Origin of the sequence: Butyrivibrio sp. LC3010, assembly GCF_000424385.1 — a bacterium.
In the GTDB taxonomy this organism is placed as follows: domain Bacteria; phylum Bacillota; class Clostridia; order Lachnospirales; family Lachnospiraceae; genus Butyrivibrio.
The window spans coordinates 40,774-57,029 of the sequence record NZ_AUJU01000011.1 but is presented as its reverse complement, the minus strand read 5'-3'; the positions used below and the strand labels follow the sequence as shown (position 1 = coordinate 57,029).

Genomic DNA, 16,256 nt, shown 5'->3' with positions numbered 1-16,256 from the left:
TATTGAGGGCGCCCCGACACCCCAAGCGCCCCGCCCTCAAACTCCCTCCTTATGTTGATTGAGAAGGTTTGGGAAAAGGAGAGAGAAGTAGTGATGTGGTGGGATATGTTCTGCTTCATACCCATCGGGACTTCTGTATTGCATACAGGCACTCCTTTCATGTGCACGACAGCTTTATGCGACGTTAGATGTCCGGGACCAAAACCGCAAGGGTAATACGGAGCGCAGTTGCGCCCTTGCGGTTTCCGTCCCATCCATCTTAGACACTCTGCAAAAGCAGTCGCAGAGCACATTGAAAGGAGAATAGCCATATGCCATGCATCAGAAGCCCCGACGGGGTGACAGTTTAAGGAACATATTGTTTATTGGATGCTTCGCATCATAAAAGAAAGGATAAAAAGATAATGAATAGAATGGTTATTTCAGATTTTATGGATTTCAAGAATGAAGTTGTAAAGAATATCGTGTCATATTTACCTGCAGAGTATGAAGGTGCAGTTGTAGAACTCAAGGAAGTTGTGAAGAATAATGACCAGAGACTGACAGGTATAGTGGTCAAAAAGGAGGATTCGAATATTGCTCCGAACATTTATCTTGAAGGATTTTTCAGGGATCATGAGAACGGAAAAGCATTTGAAGATGTGATGAGAGATATAGCTGCACTCAGAGTCGAGCATGAAATCAGCAATATCGATGTTTCTTATATTACAGATTATGAGGCATGCAGAGGCAAGGTTGTTCCGAGACTCGTGAATGCAGATATGAACGAGGAACTTCTTTCAGAAAGACCGCATAGGATCATCGAGGATCTTGCTGTGATATATGCGCTGGATATGAATGAAGGAATGAGTATTCCGATATCAGAACAGATGATGGGAGCCTGGGGAATGGATGAAGAAAAATTGCACACAGATGCAATCGAGAATCTTCCAAGAATACTTCCTGCTAAGCTGAGCAGTATAGGAGAAGTGCTGAGAGCCATGATGCCGCTTGATGAATTCAGTGAAATGAGAGCTGAGATGTTTCCTGTAGATGATACCTTCTATGTACTTTCAAACAAAAGAAACGTATATGGAGCAGCAGCACTTCTGGATAAGAACATGATGAATGAGATCATTGAAAAGCTCGGAGAGGGCTTTTTTATTTTACCTTCATCTGTACATGAGGTTCTGATAATCCCTGATAAGAACTGTATTCAGGTTAAAGATCTGAAAAATATGGTCAGGGAAGTCAATGCAACAACTGTATCTGAAGAAGACAAGCTCAGTGATTCCATTTACAGATATTCAGCAGAAAATGGTCTTGCCAGAGTTGAAGTGAATGAGAGAGTAGCTTAACAGATACAGGCTGTGCTATCGGCCTTACGGGCAGAAAGGATAGATAATATGACAAATCAGCAGATAATTGCACAGGTTGCGCTAGATAATAATATATTCACGGAAATGCAGATTATTGAAATGATTGATAATGGGGAGGATATCCCTTTGCATACCCTAAAGGGATGGGAAGTGATCGGCAGGCGAAAAGGTGTGAAATACAGAATCCGTAAAGGAGAGCATGGAATAGCGACTAGGTTATGGAAGCGGAGAAAGTGCAGGAAATCGGGAGAAAAGCAGGAGGGCGGAGAAACTGAATTCTATCTGGCTAAATCGTATCTTTTTACGGACAGCCAGATAGAGGTGGAGGAAATGGAAAAATCAGATTGACATGAGCCTCTTCGGCATATGATATTAGGCTCACAAGGCAGGGGGCATAAGTGCGGTCCCTGCCTCGTAGCAGCCTATCATATGCCGTTTCTCATGTAAATCTGTTTTCAGATGAGTTTACCCTAATTAATTCACAAAAAATTGTATTGCGGCTTTTTTGTGCTCATATAATGAATTAAAGCACCCTTCTTCTCCGTGGAGAGCTCAGGGTGCTTTATCTCTTAAACTATTAAGTAACGTCCGTTATCTTCTGGAACCGTTGCGCAAGGACTAAAAATGGTTATCTTCTTGATCTATATCGGTAATGTCCCAGATAAAAAAGATTACTCCGGCCAGAATGCTTCCGAAAGCAGCACCAGCATAACCGGCAAGCACCGCGAAGAAACACCCTAACAGTACGCCCAGATGAAGTGTTATCAATAGTTTCCATATCGTTACTATATTCATATTTTTTTGCTCCTTTCGTATGCAATTTATATCCTGCTCTACAAATTATGGAAAATCCGTCCTGCCTGATTATCCATAGCTGTAAAAAGCTTAAATTTTTGATCCTCTCAGGTACAATAACTCGCATAAAACCTAATATTTTAGACAAAATACCATAAGCAGCTCATACATCTGTTCTTCTCTTTTGTCAATACTGGGTACACCCTATTTTTACAAAAATATCATTGTTTTAATTCCAAACATATTGTAAAATTAGGGTTGGAAAACACATTTACTTTTTGTAAAATCACAAACAAAATTCACTTTTACGCTCCAGGAGACAAAATGGCAAAAGTACAAACAGAATACGAAGTTGAAGCAAAATTCATAGATAGGCTTGAATCTATTGGATATGAATATGTTGAGCTAAAAAACTATGATGATGTCTTAAAGAACTTCAAGACAAAACTAGAGGAATTTAATGCCTCAAAAATCGCTGCTGAAAAAGGCACATCCGAGTTGTCAAAGTCAGAATTCAGCAGAGTGCTTAATCACATTGAAAATAAAAGTGTGTATGAATCTGCCAAGATACTGAGGGATAAATATGTCCTTCAGCTTGATAATGGCAAAACTGTATATCTTGATTTCTTCAGTTTCGATACTGACAGGAATATCTATCAGGTATCTCATCAGATAACAATGGATCCCGCTCATAAGAACGATGTTTCTTATAAGAACCGTTATGATGTTACTGTTTTCATAAACGGTCTTCCTGTTGTGCAGATTGAGCTTAAGAGACCTGGAGTTGAGATAAATGAAGCCATAAACCAGATAAACAGATATCGCAAATTCTCATTCAAGGGAATATTCCGTTATCTCCAGATATTTGTAGTATCCAATTCCGTACAGACTAAATATTTCTGTAATGAAAATGAGATGGATGACGGTATGTATAACCCTATCCTGAAGTCACTTGTTTTCTTCTGGACGGATTCCAATAATGTAAGAATAAATAAGCTTGAAGACTTTACGGCAGAGTTTTTCCGTAAAGCAGCCATAACGGAAATGATCGATAAGTATATGGTTATTAAGACTACAGAGCCAGTACTGATGGTAATGCGTCCGTATCAGATATTTGCTGTCAAGGCTGCAAAAAAGCGTATTCTTGAAGCTAACCAGGATGGTTATGTCTTTGCTTGCACCGGTTCGGGAAAGACACTTACTTCATTCAAACTAGCCCAACTCCTAAGAGATGAGCCTTTGATTGATAAGGTAATCTTCCTTATAGACAGAAAAGACCTCGATGAACAGGCTATCGATGAATACAATAGCTTTGAAAAAGACTGCGTTGACAGTACCGATTCCACATCTGTTCTTGTGAAACAGCTTAAAGAAACTGACAGGAAGCTTATCGTCACAACCATTCAGAAGATGGCTCATGCAGTTAATGCCAAGAGATATGAGAAGCTCATGGATAGTTACCGTGATAAGAAAGTCATCTTCATCATTGATGAATGTCACCGTTCACAGTTTGGCAAGATGCATGCCGATATAGACAGACACTTTGAACGCGCCAATTACATCGGCTTTACAGGAACTCCTATCTTTGAAGCTAATAAAGGCTCAAATAAGATGACGACTGCTGATCTTTTCAGCGCAGGAACAAAACCGGATGGCACCAAGCGTGATGCATGTCTCCATAAATACATGATAAAGGATGCTATTGCTGATGGTAACGTTTTAAGATTTTCGGTTGAATACCAAAGGACTATCTTTGCACATAATATAAAGATGAGAGGCATTGATGCTGAAATGCTCGATGATCCTGAATACTGCAAAAGACATAATATAGATATTGAGAACCTGTATCACGATGATGACCGAATAGCCATGATAGCAAAGCATATCTTCGACCACCATGAACAGCACGTCCATCCACAGGGTCAGGACATCTATACTTCTATTTTCGCTGTTGATTCAATAAAGACTCTCGGGAAGTATTATGACGCCTTTAAAAATCTCAACAAAAGCCGTGATGAAACTGACCGTATCAAGGTTGCCGCTATATTCAGCTATGGAGCAAATGAGGATATGGATGAAAAAGGCGACGAACATTCAGCTGAACTTCTTGTTCGCTGCATGAAGGATTATGAGGAGTTGTTCGGAACATCCTACAATCTTGATACCTATGATGCTTACCGTAAGGATATATCAAAGCGTCTTAAACAGAAAAACCTGCCGCAGGTAGATATCCTGCTTGTTGTAAACATGATGCTTACAGGCTTCGACGCTAAGCCTCTGAACACGTTGTATCTCGATAAGAACCTTATCTGGCATACACTTGTTCAGGCATACAGCAGGACAAACCGCGTAGATAAAAAGACAAAGCAGTTCGGGCAGGTCATCACATACAGAAACATAAAGAAATGGCAGGATGATGCCCTTAGGCTGTTCTCGGGTGACGGAGATCCGAATGAATATCTGCTCCAGAGCTACGAATACTATGTTCAGAAGTGGCTTGACCAGGAACCCATCTTAAGAAAGATAACACCTACTGTTGATGACGCCGGACAGCTTCAGAATGAAGATGAAATAAGAATGTTCATCATTGCATTCAGAACACTGGTCGGAACACTCGCTACACTTAAGACATTTTCAAAGTTTGACTGGGCAGACCTTGCTGTCGTGCTTGATGAAGATGAATATGAAGGCTATAAGAGCTGGTATCTCTATTATAAGGATCAGACAATCAAGCCTGATCCGCCAGTTAAAGTACCTGTCGATGTAGATTTTGACATCGAGCTTGTAAGAACAGACCGTATCAATGTCGTATATATCCTTAATCTTCTTAAATCTGCCCGAAAGAAGAAAACGGATGCAGAAAAGGAAAGTGACCTTGACCTTGTACTCCGTGAGATTGACCGCTCCGATAATGAATCCCTGCGTGCAAAAAAGGACATCATGGTTGCATTCATTAAGACCAGGTTCTATGACCTCCCGGAAGATGCAGATATCCAGTCTGCCTTTGAAGAATTCGAAAAAGAATGTCAGCAGGCAGAACTTGAAGAATTTGCATTCAGTAATGGGATTGACTATTCAGTAGTAAATGAAATCCTTACGGAGTATATGTTCAGCGGTACTATCACTGACGAAGGAATAAGAAAAAGACTTACAGATTATCACTTTGGGCTTCTGAAGCTCACAAAGATGACATCTGACATAAAGCAGTTTATTGAACAGACATATAAGAAATTTAAAGCGGAGGGCGAATAATGGCCATCAATACAGAAAAAGTACAGCAACAGGCTGCAGACTTATCAGCTCAGCTTTGGGCTATTGCAAATGATTTAAGAGGCGGAATGGATGCAAATGAGTTCCGTAACTATATCCTTGGAACTATCTTTTACCGCTATCTTTCAGAAAGAACAGAACTGTACATGCAGGAAATTCTTAAGGAAGATAATCTGTCGTATGAAGAGGCTTTCACAAATGATGATTTCAGACCAGTTGTTGAGCAGTGGAGTATCGAGCATCTCGGTTACATCATTAAACCTGAGAACCTTTTCCGTGAACTTAATAGAAAGATAATAAAGCCTACGGGAGACGCGGATAAATTCTCAATTGAAGATTATGAACGTGCAGTAAACCAGCTTACAGGTTCTACACTTGGTCACCGTTCAGAGCTAGCATTTAAAGGACTGTTTGATGATATGCGACTCCAGGATACAAGGCTTGGTGATACTGTATCAGAAAGAACAGATAAAATAGGTAAAGTAATCGCAAAGATTGGTGAGATTGATATGGATCTGCATGATCAAGAATTTGATGTCCTTGGTACTGCATACATGATCCTCATAGGTCTGTTCCAAAGTGGCGCAGGTAAAAAAGGTGGCGAATTCTTTACTCCTGTAGGACCAAGTACCCTGTGTGCTACTTTAGCATCCCTTGGACTCGATGAAGCAAAGACAGTTGGTGACTGTACATGCGGTTCTGGCTCCATGCTCCTTGATGTCAGAAAGCACCTTACAACAGGTAAAGTAGGACATTTCTACGGACAGGAAAACAATCCTACCACATATAACCTGGCCCGCATGAACATGCTCATGCATGGTGTTGATTATCAGAATTTTGATATAAACAAAGGCGATACTCTTACAAATGACCTTTATGGCGATGATCTTAAGCTGACAGTACAGGTATGTAATCCACCTTATTCACTTAAATGGGATGCTAATTCTCAATTACTTGATGATCCGCGTTATTCAGGAGTAAGCAAGCTTGCACCGAAGAGCCATGCTGATTTTGCATTTGTGCAGCACATGGTATACCACATGGATGATGATGATGGTCGCGTAGCTGTACTCCTGCCCCATGGTGTTCTTTTTAGAGGCGGCGCTGAGGAAGAAATAAGAAAATGGCTTGTAAATACTGTTAACAGACTTGATGCAGTTATAGGTCTTCCGGAAAAACTCTTCCATGGAACACAAATTCCGGTCTGCATTCTTGTGCTAAAAAGCAAGCGTAATGGAAATTCCGACAATATCTTCTTCATTGATGCAAGTAAAGACTTCATCAAAGGGAAAAATCAGAATGAGCTCTCTGATGAACACATTAAGCATATCGTCGATGCTTATGCTAAACGTGAAGACGAAGACAAGTTCGCACATAAAGCAACCATGGATGAGATAATTGCCAACGACTATAATCTCAATATTCCACGTTATGTTGATACTTCTGAAAAGGAAGAGAATATCGACATTCCTGCTGTCACACAATCAATCAAGGATATCAGCAGTGAAATATCTGCTGCATCTTCTGAGTTAGAAAAACAGTTTAAAGAGCTTGGACTTGAGTTTCCATTTTAAGGAGGGGATTTTATGAGTAATAAAAAAGCACCAAAGTTAAGATTCCCTGGATTTACTGACGATTGGGAACAGCGTAAGTTTGGAGATGTTGGCTCGGTTGCCATGTGTAAGAGAATTTTCAAAGAACAAACTTCTGAAGAAGGTGATGTTCCATTTTACAAGATTGGAACGTTTGGAGGCACTCCGGATGCATATATTTCGAGAGAGTTATTTGAGGAATATAAGAAAGCATACCAATATCCGAGCAAAGGTGATATTTTGATTTCTGCATCTGGAAGTATCGGAAGAACCGTTGAATATACAGGAGAAGACGAGTATTTTCAGGATTCAAATATTGTTTGGTTAAAACATGGTGACAATATTGATAATACTTTTTTAAAGGTTTTATACAGTGTTGTCGAATGGTCATGTGAAGGCTCTACGATCAAGAGATTGTATAATGATAATTTTCTAAAGACTGAGTTTATGCTTCCTTATATTGAAGAGCAGACTAAGATTGGAGAATTTTTTAGTCAGATTGACAACCTTATCACCCTTCATCAGCGTAAGTTAGACAAAATCAAAGAGTATAAAAAGGGAATGTTGCAAAAGATGTTTCCGAAAGAGGGGATGTCTGTACCTGAAATAAGATTCCCAGGTTTTACTGACGATTGGGAACAGCGTAAGGTTTTAGATATAGCTCCGCTACAAAGAGGATTTGACCTTCCGACATCACAGATGGAAAATGGTGATTATCCGGTTGTAATGTCGAATGGTATAGGTGGATATCATAATAAATATAAAGTCAAAGGACCTGGGGTTGTAACAGGTCGTTCTGGAACGATAGGGAAGGTTCATTATATAGAGAGCGATTATTGGCCTCATAATACATCTTTATGGGTAACTGATTTCAAGGGAAATGAACCTAAGTTTATCTATCATTTGTATCAGTGGCTTGATTTGTCAAAGTTTGGAACAGGTAGTGGAGTTCCGACACTTAATCGAAATGATGTACATGATAGTAAGGTTTATATTCCATCAGTAAGTGAACAAAGAAAGATTTCTGAATATTTCGATAGCCTCGACAACCTTATCACCCTTCATCAGCGTAAGTGCGACATGTATAAAGAACTCAAAAAAGGATTGCTTCAGCAGATGTTTGTATAAGAGGTGCATATATGGCAGCAAAAACTTATTATTATGCCCGTGTTTCAACAACATCACAGAACCTATCCCGTCAGATAGAGGCATTCAAAAAAGACGGTGCAGATGAACACGACATCATAACTGAAAAGAAATCAGGCAAAGATCTTGACCGACCAGAATATCAGGCCATGAAGAATCATATGCTCCGTGACGGGGATACTCTTGTTGTAATGTCACTAGACCGTCTCGGAAGGAACAAAAAGGATATAAAGGAAGAACTTGAATACTATAAATCACACAATATCCGTGTAAGAATACTTGATATTCCCACTACTAATTTCAAGCCTGTTGAAGGTCAGGAATGGATCCTCGACATGGTAAATAATATTCTTGTAGAAGTTCTTGCATCGCAGGCTGAACAGGAACGTATCACCATACGAAAAAGACAGGCTGAAGGTATTGCAATTGCTAAGGCTGCCGGGAAATATAAAGGTGGTCAGCAAAAGCAGATTGATGAAGAAAAGCTAAAAGAACTCTACAATGAATACATGTCCCGGAAAATCAGTAAATCCAAGATGGCTGAAGAACTTGGTGTTAGCAGACCTACCATGGATAAAATACTTGATCGTCGTAATCTGAAATAAGATAAAGCACCTTTATCTCTGATGTATGAGATTATGGTGCTTTATTTCTTTGTTGCGCTTTTTCATAAGGATTAAAAGGAATCATTTTTTGTTTTATATCATTTAAAGAATATTGCCTCGACCTCGACGCGGCGAAGGCAGCACCTTCTTCCTTCCATATCTTGGCGAACAAACATCCCAACAGGACACCCAGCAAGGTCATTACAATCATTTTTCCTACTGTTTTCATAAACGTTCTCTTTTCATGTATGAACTTATACTGTATATTATGGCGAATTGACCATCTTGCTCGCTGAAGACTGAAAAACTATCATTTTTGATAAACCAAAGTACATTACACCCACATAAAACCTAATGTTTCTAAATTTCTAAAACTTCAAAAGTGGTGTGGATTTTGGCTTTACAATCCTATATTATTCACCTTAGAACGTTCTCAGATTAAGGAATAGAAATGGATAATACAAGCAGAAAACACATAGCAGCACTTGTGAGGGGAGCTCGCCATAAAAAAGGTCTTTCAAAAGAAGATCTCATTAAACTGATTGGATACGAAAGGATTTCATCCACAGTAAACACTGTAAAAGGTTTAAAAGCTAAGGTAAAGTCAGGAAAAAAAGTAAGGCTCAAATGGATGAAACAAAGTAATGCAAAAAAGTATGAAATTCAGATTTCTAAAACTAAAGATTTCAATGATAGGAACTTAATATCAAAGAAAACTAGTAAAAACGATGTCAATATTAAGTGCAAATCTAAGGGAAAAAACTATGTAAGAGTGCGAGCTATTGACAAGGATGGTAACGTGGGTCGTTGGTCTTCTGTTAAGAAAGTGAAAATAAAGAAATAAATGTTATCTAGGGGCATCATGGAATGGTGCCCCTTTTTTAGATTATTATTATGTTGAAATGCCCTTTACTATAATGCTCGAAACTCTTTATTTGATGATAGGGTGGCTTGGTGATAAGTAAAGTAGATAAACTCTGAATTGGCAATTAAAACAATTGCGTTTATTTCTTAAGCATTTATGTTATACAAGTCTAAAAAGGCAGCAATTATGCGTAAGAAAATAATATTTTATACAATCTAAATAACGATAATATATGTACAGTATATAGAATACAAATAAAATATTCCATACGATAAATGAGAAGTATATTAGCGCCTTTGAAATCTTGTTTAAGCTTTTGAAATATGACATATTAGTTTGGCGATCGTGAAATAATTATGGAGGTTGAATTATCATAGAAGCAGTACAAGTTGAAAAAGAATTATTAGATAAGCTGAATGGCGTATACTTCGAACTATCATTATTATCTGAAGTTGTGAACATCATTGGTGAAGTAGGTTTACAAAGTAGAGAAATATTAGCTGAAAATCCAGGGGCAGTAAAATATGTGGCAGATAAACTTATCTTGGTAACAGCAGAATTAAGTAGTTTATTATCAGATATGGATGCTCATTAGAATATATATATATTAGTATGTTATTCATAGAATAAGTGGACTTGTTATGGAGTATGAAAATGTTATGTCGATAATTACTATGCGAGGACGGTGCTTAATAATTCGAGAATTATGAAAATTGACGTTCCCATTAACTTTAGTTTATGGGAACGTCAATATTTTAGCCAAAAGCATTTATTAAAAACTAGTCTAAATGCTTAATGAGCAAGGGGGCTATTTATCAATTGAAAATGGTTATAGCATAATTCATGATATCTGTTAGAGAATCAGTAAATATGTTGAATCGGGAAGTGATTTTTTTGGTAATGAAATGATTATATTATTTAATTCTGGTCGTGATATAGGGTCATTTAATTCTAATACTTTTTGTTTTACTCCAATTTGAGTATATTTTATTAGAACCTGATTTTTTAAATGTTCGTATTCTTACATAGTATTTTCTTTTAGTTTTTAGCTTTTTTATCTTTTTTGATGTTGTTTTGGCTTTATTTATAGTTATTGTATGGACATTAGTTTCAAACCTATTATTAGTACTATATTGAAGTTCATAACCTTTGATTGCCTTTGTGGATTGCTTTTTCCATGAAATAGTGAGTGATTTATTTCCAGTTTTTAGTTTTGAGATACGCGTTGACTTTTGGTTAGGATCAATAATCTCAGATTTATTTGCATTTTTGGTTACGTCTTCTGTAATTGAATCATCAGTTTTTTGGCTGGCTGAACTATTATTATTGTCAGTATTACTTGAAGAACTGTTAGAATCATCATTATTGTTAGTATTGCCTGATGAATTGTTGGAATCACTATTATCCGTATTATATGAAGAACCGTTGGAACCATTATTATTTTGTTCATTATTATTTGAAGAATCTTCGGTATTTCCATCAGCACTTCCTGAGGCAAGTTCTCCTTTTATAGTTCCATCTGAGCATACGATGGTTACAGTATTGCTAATCAATGCATTATATTTTAAATTGCGCCATGAAGCAATTGTATTAGGATAATATATAGTCATGTTATATACTTTAAAAAAAGCATTTGTTGCATCGAATTTTGTATTTGTTGGAAATGTATTTGGTAAATGTAATTTAGATCCGTTAGAAAAGGATTCCCTAAACATTTCACTATTATCCTTTACTTTACGCATATCAAAGGATTGAATATTTAATTCCTTCAACTTAGGGCACTCCGCAAACATGCACCACATATCGTAATAATTTGAAACTCCAGAAGTATTAAATGAACTTAAATCAATTGATTCTAAGCTACTACATCCTAAAAACATAGATCCCATTGATTTTACTTTTCTTGTATCAAAATTGGATAAATTTAAGTTTTTAAGGCTGGAACATCCTTGGAACATACCATACATATCATCAGCATTACTTGTGTTAAAATTCCCAACATTAAGGCTTGTTAAACTACTGCAATTTGCAAACATAACCTCAAAATCTGTTCCCTTGGAAGTATCAAAATGGCTTACATCAATGTTTTGTAGCTTTTTGCAATTTGAGAACATTCCGCTAAATCCAGCTTGAACAAAACCAACTACATTACTGGTATTAAAACCACTTACATCTAATGATGTTAGATTTTCACAACCCTCAAACATATTGCACATATTTTTAACATTTTGTGTATTAAAACTACTTACAACAAGAGATGAAAGTGTATTACATTGATTAAACATAAATCCCATATCGGTAACGTTACTGGTCATAAAATTACTCAGATTAAGAGATTTGAGTGCAATACAGTTATTAAACATGCCACGCATATTAGTGACATTACTTGTATCAATTGATGAAATATTTATGTTTTCTAATTTTTTGCAAAATCCGAACATTTCACACATATTTTCTACTTGAGATGTATTTACTCCAGACATATCGATACTTGTAATGTTTTCTGCACGCCAAAACATTGATTGACTATCTTTTGGAAATAATACTCCAGATTGAAAGCTTATTGTTTTCACATTACTAGGAAGTGAAAAATGAGGCATAGATGCAGATGGAGTGGAGGTTTTCCCCATTAATGTATTATAATCTATATTATTAATTGTTGCCTTTGCAGGGATTATTATAGATTCAGATGTTCCCTTATAACCAGTAATGATAATATTTTCACTACTAGAATCTAAAATATAGTCGTAGTCGTCTTGCCAAGTCGTGTCCGCAGCTAAAACCCTCACCGAGTGAAATGATAGAAAAAATAAAAAAGATAGTAGGCCAATAATGGTAGCGCGATTGCTTTTCATAAAATTTGAGTTTCCCCCTTCATAAAAATATAAAAAACATTATTGGTAAAGATGTTTTAATTCGTTAATATTATAAACTTTATGCAACATATGGGGTTTTAAATCATTCTAAATTTTTTATATAAAATACATAAATAGATGTTTTTTGACATTTTTATATATGATGGATATATATATAAGTCTCTTCATAATATAGAAAAATATTGTTCTAAATAATTGTATTACAGCTTTTTATATTTCAAGAAGCAAAGGTTTATCAATGCGTAATAATCATAATAGATGTAAGAATAATGAGAAACATGCAAGATTGGGTCAGGTGTTGCCTGGTCTTATTTTTTTGACATTATCCCGGAATTGTATCCATCAAATCCCCTTAGGAAGATAGGATGATATGAATTCTGTTTACTAAGATAATAATTTTATCTGTAAAAACCGGAAAATCCATATGTCTCAATTACATAACTATTAGAAAGTTATTATTTTTTCTCGTTCATTTCTGCTGGTTCTGTAATTAAGGAATATAGAAGCTTTGTAAACGAGATTATTTAGGGAGGCTAATTATGATAGAAAATAAGAAAGTTTTAGCAGTTTCACTTAGCGAAAAGTACTTACTGACGGTAAAGGAGGCAGCCGCGTACTTTGGAATAGGTGAAAAGAGAATAAGATTCCTCGTAAATGAGAATCCAGGTTTAGGACTTCATAACGGGGATAGGACCATGATACACAGAAGAAAGTTCGAGAAGTACATTGATGAAACTTCTTGTATTTAATCCCTTTTGTCTGCTGATAGTAGTTGATATGTCTGGCGCTTAGAGTGATATATAGACAAAAGGAGGAAAGCAGCATGATAAAGCCATCACCAGGGAATAAAAGCATCATTACACCGGAGGAAGTAATTACATTTTATGTACTTAGCAGGAGAAAAATGTGGAAGCTGATGGATGAGCATACAGATTTTACAGTTAAGTACTATGACGGCAGAAACCTCATAATCCGGGCAGAATTTGAAAAATATTTAGAAAATCATCCAGAATTACGGAGGAGGGCATATGGCAAAAGGTAGTCAAAGAAGAGACAGTAAGCACAGAGTTTTAAGGTGCGGAGAGTCAATAAGAGCAAATGGTAAATACCAGTTCAAATACCATATTGGTGGTAAGCCACATTTCGTTTATAGCTGGAGGCTTGAGCCTATAGATCCACAGTTAAAAGGTAAAAAGCCGGACATTTCACTTAGAGAAAAGGAAAAGCTTATCGGTTATGATCTAGACTCACAGATAGACCCTACGGGTAAGAACATGACAGTTCTGGAACTGGTGGAAAGATACTTGGCTACTAAAACCGGGGTTAAGCATAATACGCGAAATAATTATAACTTTGCAAAGAACATACTTGCTAAAGAGCCTTTTGGTGGGAAAAAGATATCACAGGTAAAAACATCTGATGCAAAGTTGTTTTTAATAAAATTACAGAAGGAAGATGGCCGGGGATATAGCTCGGTAAAGACAATAAGAGGGGTCCTCAGGCCGGCATTCCAGATGGCGGTTGAGTGGTCTTTGAAGTGGTCTTTTTTAAAAGAGAGTGCTGAAAACCTCCTTTCTATGCGGCTTCTGAAACTGGTCAACGATCCGATTCCCGTTGCCAGCTCGCCCTTAAATCCAGTATTTATCTGGGTTTAAGGGTTTTTTATTGCCCTAAAATAGTGGTCGTAAAGTGGTCGTAACCTATTTATCAACCAAAACATGACCTTATTTCGTCAAGTCTAGCATCTTGCTGAACGGCTCTGATGTAGTGTAGAGTAGTGTTTTTGTCTGCATGACCTGCTGCGTACATGACAGTTTGAAGATCACCTCCGGTTGCTCTTGCAAGTTCTGTTACACTCCAAAATCTGATTTTGTGTGATGACAGATAAGGGACACCGGCTTTTGCTGTGATAGCTTTCAAATGGTCATTAAAATGCCCTGTATTGAGTGGGTTGCCATGACTTGTAACAACAATGTGATCAGATAAGTCATCCGGCATTCCGAGGCTTTTAAGGACATCAATGGCTCTGTCAGATAGCGGAAGGATACGGGAACCTTTTTCACCGCCTTTGGTGTGTGCAACATCATCCTCTTTGGAATATGACTTAATAGTGTAATTCAATTTCATTTATCATAAAACAAAAAGCAACCAAAAACGAATCATGGTTGCTTCAGCAAGTATAATAATATCACCCTGAAAAAACGATGAAAAGTATTCAGGAGTGTAAACCTAGTGTAAAAAAGGAGTCTAACAGTGTAAACCTAGTGTAATATCAGATGTTATAAATCAATCCCGTATGCTCATGATAATAATATCATTATGAAAATGAAAAGAAAATTTACAAAAGGTATACAACGAATATAATTTTATTTTGAAGGGGTTAAGTTATTAGATTTTTGGTCGATAACCTTAATGGAACATTATCACTATCTTAGTCGAACATGGAGGTTGGCTATTATTATGTCTCGCTTACACGGAGGTATTGGGATATGAACATTAAAGCAACTAATCTTTCCATAAAAATGGATTCTAATATTAAGCAGCATATCGTAGGAATTCCTGATTCTAAATCCAAGTCACGTTCTCATAAGAAAAATGATTTGCCAATCATGGATGTAGAAAAGTCTGCTACTGTGGATATTTCAAAAGATGGTAGAGAACTTGCTAAAAAACTTCGTGAAGATAAGCGTAAGGAAATAAAGATCAATATTGAAGAGACCTGGAAGCAAATCGGAGAGGCCGACAGATTGTCGAACAAAATCGAAAGCGGTGAAGAGCTGACAGATGTTGATAAAGAGTTTATCAATGATAATCTTCAGAAGATTACATCTGAACGATACGTGTATAATAAAACACATATTATCACGAAAGATGAATTTGAAGCTATTCTCAAAGGTTTGAAGGAAAACTTCGAGGCACGTCTTAATATGTATGCCGATATGCAAAAAAAGTTGGATGCGCAGGGACTTGAGGATGAGCACAATAAAAATGCTCAGTTTATAGCAAAGGCTAAGCAAGACGAAAATGAAAAGCAGCGAATTATTGACATACTAAAAGAGACCCTTGATGTCGATGATGAAGATGAAGAAGAGGAGAGCAAAAAAACTGAATCTGATGAGAATCAGGATGATAATGCATTAGAATTTGATGAAACCGGTAAAACTGCAGACGAGCAACTGATTGACAGAGCTTTCGATTTAATTGATAAAAATAAGGAAGCTGTCGATGAGATGTCCTCTCGATATGTAGCGGCTGCTGAGAGTAAGAATGAATATGATAAGTTGATGGATGAAGAATTTCTTAGGATTTCCGATTTGCTGGCTAATGATGAACTATCTGAAGAAGAGAAATTGAAGGAGTTCAAAACATCAAATGATTATATGACAGAACTTAATGCGAATAAGATACGACAGGAAGTAATTAACAGATTTGATTTTTCATCCTGGCTCATAGGGAAGATTGAATTTAATAACCATAATAAACTGAAGGATGTTCTTAATCTTGATGGTGTGGATTCTGGTATGGGCGGAATAGATATGGTAAGAGATTTTCTTATTAATGACAATTCATCACTTAGGAAATAATAGGTACATTTAAACCGTATCTAAAGCAACCATTGACCCTTTTATTAAGCCGAAAGTGGTCTTTTATATAAAATTGGGCGTGTGATTATTGCATGCTCTAATTTTATTTGTGTCTATTGGAGAATTATGAGGGAGACATTATGGTATAATTATTATAAATAGAAA

The 16,256-nt window shown here is 36.8% G+C and carries 14 protein-coding genes and 1 pseudogene; 11 read left to right on the top strand and 4 right to left on the bottom strand.

Going from position 1 to position 16,256, the window contains the following annotated elements:
- Window positions 1–404 precede the first annotated feature (404 nt).
- Both G622_RS0109750 and G622_RS0109745 read left to right on the top strand, forming a co-directional pair.
- Entirely contained in the window at window positions 405–1,337 is a 933-nt protein-coding gene (locus tag G622_RS0109750; RefSeq protein ID WP_155831450.1) for a DUF5688 family protein, read from the top strand.
- Between the two features lie 48 nt (window positions 1,338–1,385).
- On the top strand, window positions 1,386–1,706 hold the full coding sequence (locus G622_RS0109745; RefSeq protein WP_026510563.1) for a hypothetical protein: 321 nt from the start codon (window positions 1,386–1,388) through the stop codon (window positions 1,704–1,706).
- A 270-nt stretch (window positions 1,707–1,976) separates the two neighbouring features.
- Here the strand turns inward: G622_RS0109745 and G622_RS25705 are convergent, their stop codons facing one another.
- A complete protein-coding gene (locus G622_RS25705; RefSeq protein ID WP_155831449.1) occupies window positions 1,977–2,153 on the bottom strand; it encodes a hypothetical protein in 177 nt (58 codons plus the stop codon).
- A gap of 324 nt (window positions 2,154–2,477) precedes the next feature.
- On the opposite strand from G622_RS25705, the gene G622_RS0109735 reads away from it, so the two are divergent.
- From G622_RS0109735 to G622_RS0109720, 4 genes are read left to right on the top strand one after another with little or no spacing between them, the layout of a single operon-like run.
- Window positions 2,478–5,405: a type I restriction endonuclease subunit R gene (locus G622_RS0109735; protein ID WP_026510562.1), complete on the top strand. Its 2,928-nt coding sequence runs from the start codon at window positions 2,478–2,480 to the stop codon at window positions 5,403–5,405.
- Window positions 5,405–6,997, top strand: a complete 1,593-nt coding sequence (locus G622_RS0109730; protein ID WP_044957448.1) for a type I restriction-modification system subunit M — start codon at window positions 5,405–5,407, stop codon at window positions 6,995–6,997. The genes G622_RS0109735 and G622_RS0109730 overlap by 1 nt, the downstream gene beginning before the upstream one ends.
- A 12-nt stretch (window positions 6,998–7,009) precedes the next feature.
- Window positions 7,010–8,143, top strand: coding sequence for a restriction endonuclease subunit S (locus G622_RS0109725; protein ID WP_026510560.1), 1,134 nt, complete (start codon window positions 7,010–7,012; stop codon window positions 8,141–8,143).
- Window positions 8,144–8,154: 11 nt separating this feature from the next.
- Window positions 8,155–8,766 (top strand): recombinase family protein, encoded by a 612-nt coding sequence (locus tag G622_RS0109720; RefSeq protein WP_026510559.1) that lies wholly within the window; start codon window positions 8,155–8,157, stop codon window positions 8,764–8,766.
- 31 nt (window positions 8,767–8,797) lie between these two features.
- Here G622_RS0109720 and G622_RS0109715 read toward each other — a convergent pair whose 3' ends face one another.
- Window positions 8,798–8,995 (bottom strand): hypothetical protein, encoded by a 198-nt coding sequence (locus G622_RS0109715; protein WP_026510558.1) that lies wholly within the window; start codon window positions 8,993–8,995, stop codon window positions 8,798–8,800.
- Between the two features lie 222 nt (window positions 8,996–9,217).
- On the opposite strand from G622_RS0109715, the gene G622_RS0109710 reads away from it, so the two are divergent.
- Window positions 9,218–9,610, top strand: coding sequence for a hypothetical protein (locus G622_RS0109710; RefSeq protein ID WP_026510557.1), 393 nt, complete (start codon window positions 9,218–9,220; stop codon window positions 9,608–9,610).
- 962 nt (window positions 9,611–10,572) lie between these two features.
- Here G622_RS0109710 and G622_RS24570 read toward each other — a convergent pair.
- On the bottom strand, window positions 10,573–12,486 hold the full coding sequence (locus G622_RS24570) for a BspA family leucine-rich repeat surface protein (protein ID WP_049945775.1): 1,914 nt from the start codon (window positions 12,484–12,486) through the stop codon (window positions 10,573–10,575).
- Window positions 12,487–13,046: 560 nt separating this feature from the next.
- On the opposite strand from G622_RS24570, the gene G622_RS0109700 reads away from it, so the two are divergent.
- The 3 genes and pseudogenes from G622_RS0109700 to G622_RS22415 all read left to right on the top strand — a co-directional run.
- The gene (locus tag G622_RS0109700; protein WP_026510556.1) at window positions 13,047–13,256 is read left to right on the top strand and encodes an excisionase; all 210 of its coding nucleotides are present in this window, start codon (window positions 13,047–13,049) and stop codon (window positions 13,254–13,256) included.
- A gap of 74 nt (window positions 13,257–13,330) precedes the next feature.
- The gene (locus tag G622_RS0109695; RefSeq protein WP_026510555.1) at window positions 13,331–13,549 is read left to right on the top strand and encodes a hypothetical protein; all 219 of its coding nucleotides are present in this window, start codon (window positions 13,331–13,333) and stop codon (window positions 13,547–13,549) included.
- Window positions 13,536–14,033: pseudogene (locus G622_RS22415) on the top strand (integrase DNA-binding domain-containing protein); the annotation flags it as partial. The gene G622_RS0109695 and the pseudogene G622_RS22415, both read left to right, overlap by 14 nt.
- A gap of 181 nt (window positions 14,034–14,214) precedes the next feature.
- Here the strand turns inward: G622_RS22415 and G622_RS0109685 are convergent.
- Entirely contained in the window at window positions 14,215–14,628 is a 414-nt protein-coding gene (locus tag G622_RS0109685) for a site-specific integrase (protein WP_026510554.1), read from the bottom strand.
- A 368-nt stretch (window positions 14,629–14,996) separates the two neighbouring features.
- Between G622_RS0109685 and G622_RS0109680 the strand changes: the two genes are divergently transcribed.
- Complete coding sequence (locus G622_RS0109680) at window positions 14,997–16,091, top strand: hypothetical protein (protein WP_026510553.1); 1,095 nt, start codon at window positions 14,997–14,999, stop codon at window positions 16,089–16,091.
- Window positions 16,092–16,256 lie beyond the last annotated feature (165 nt).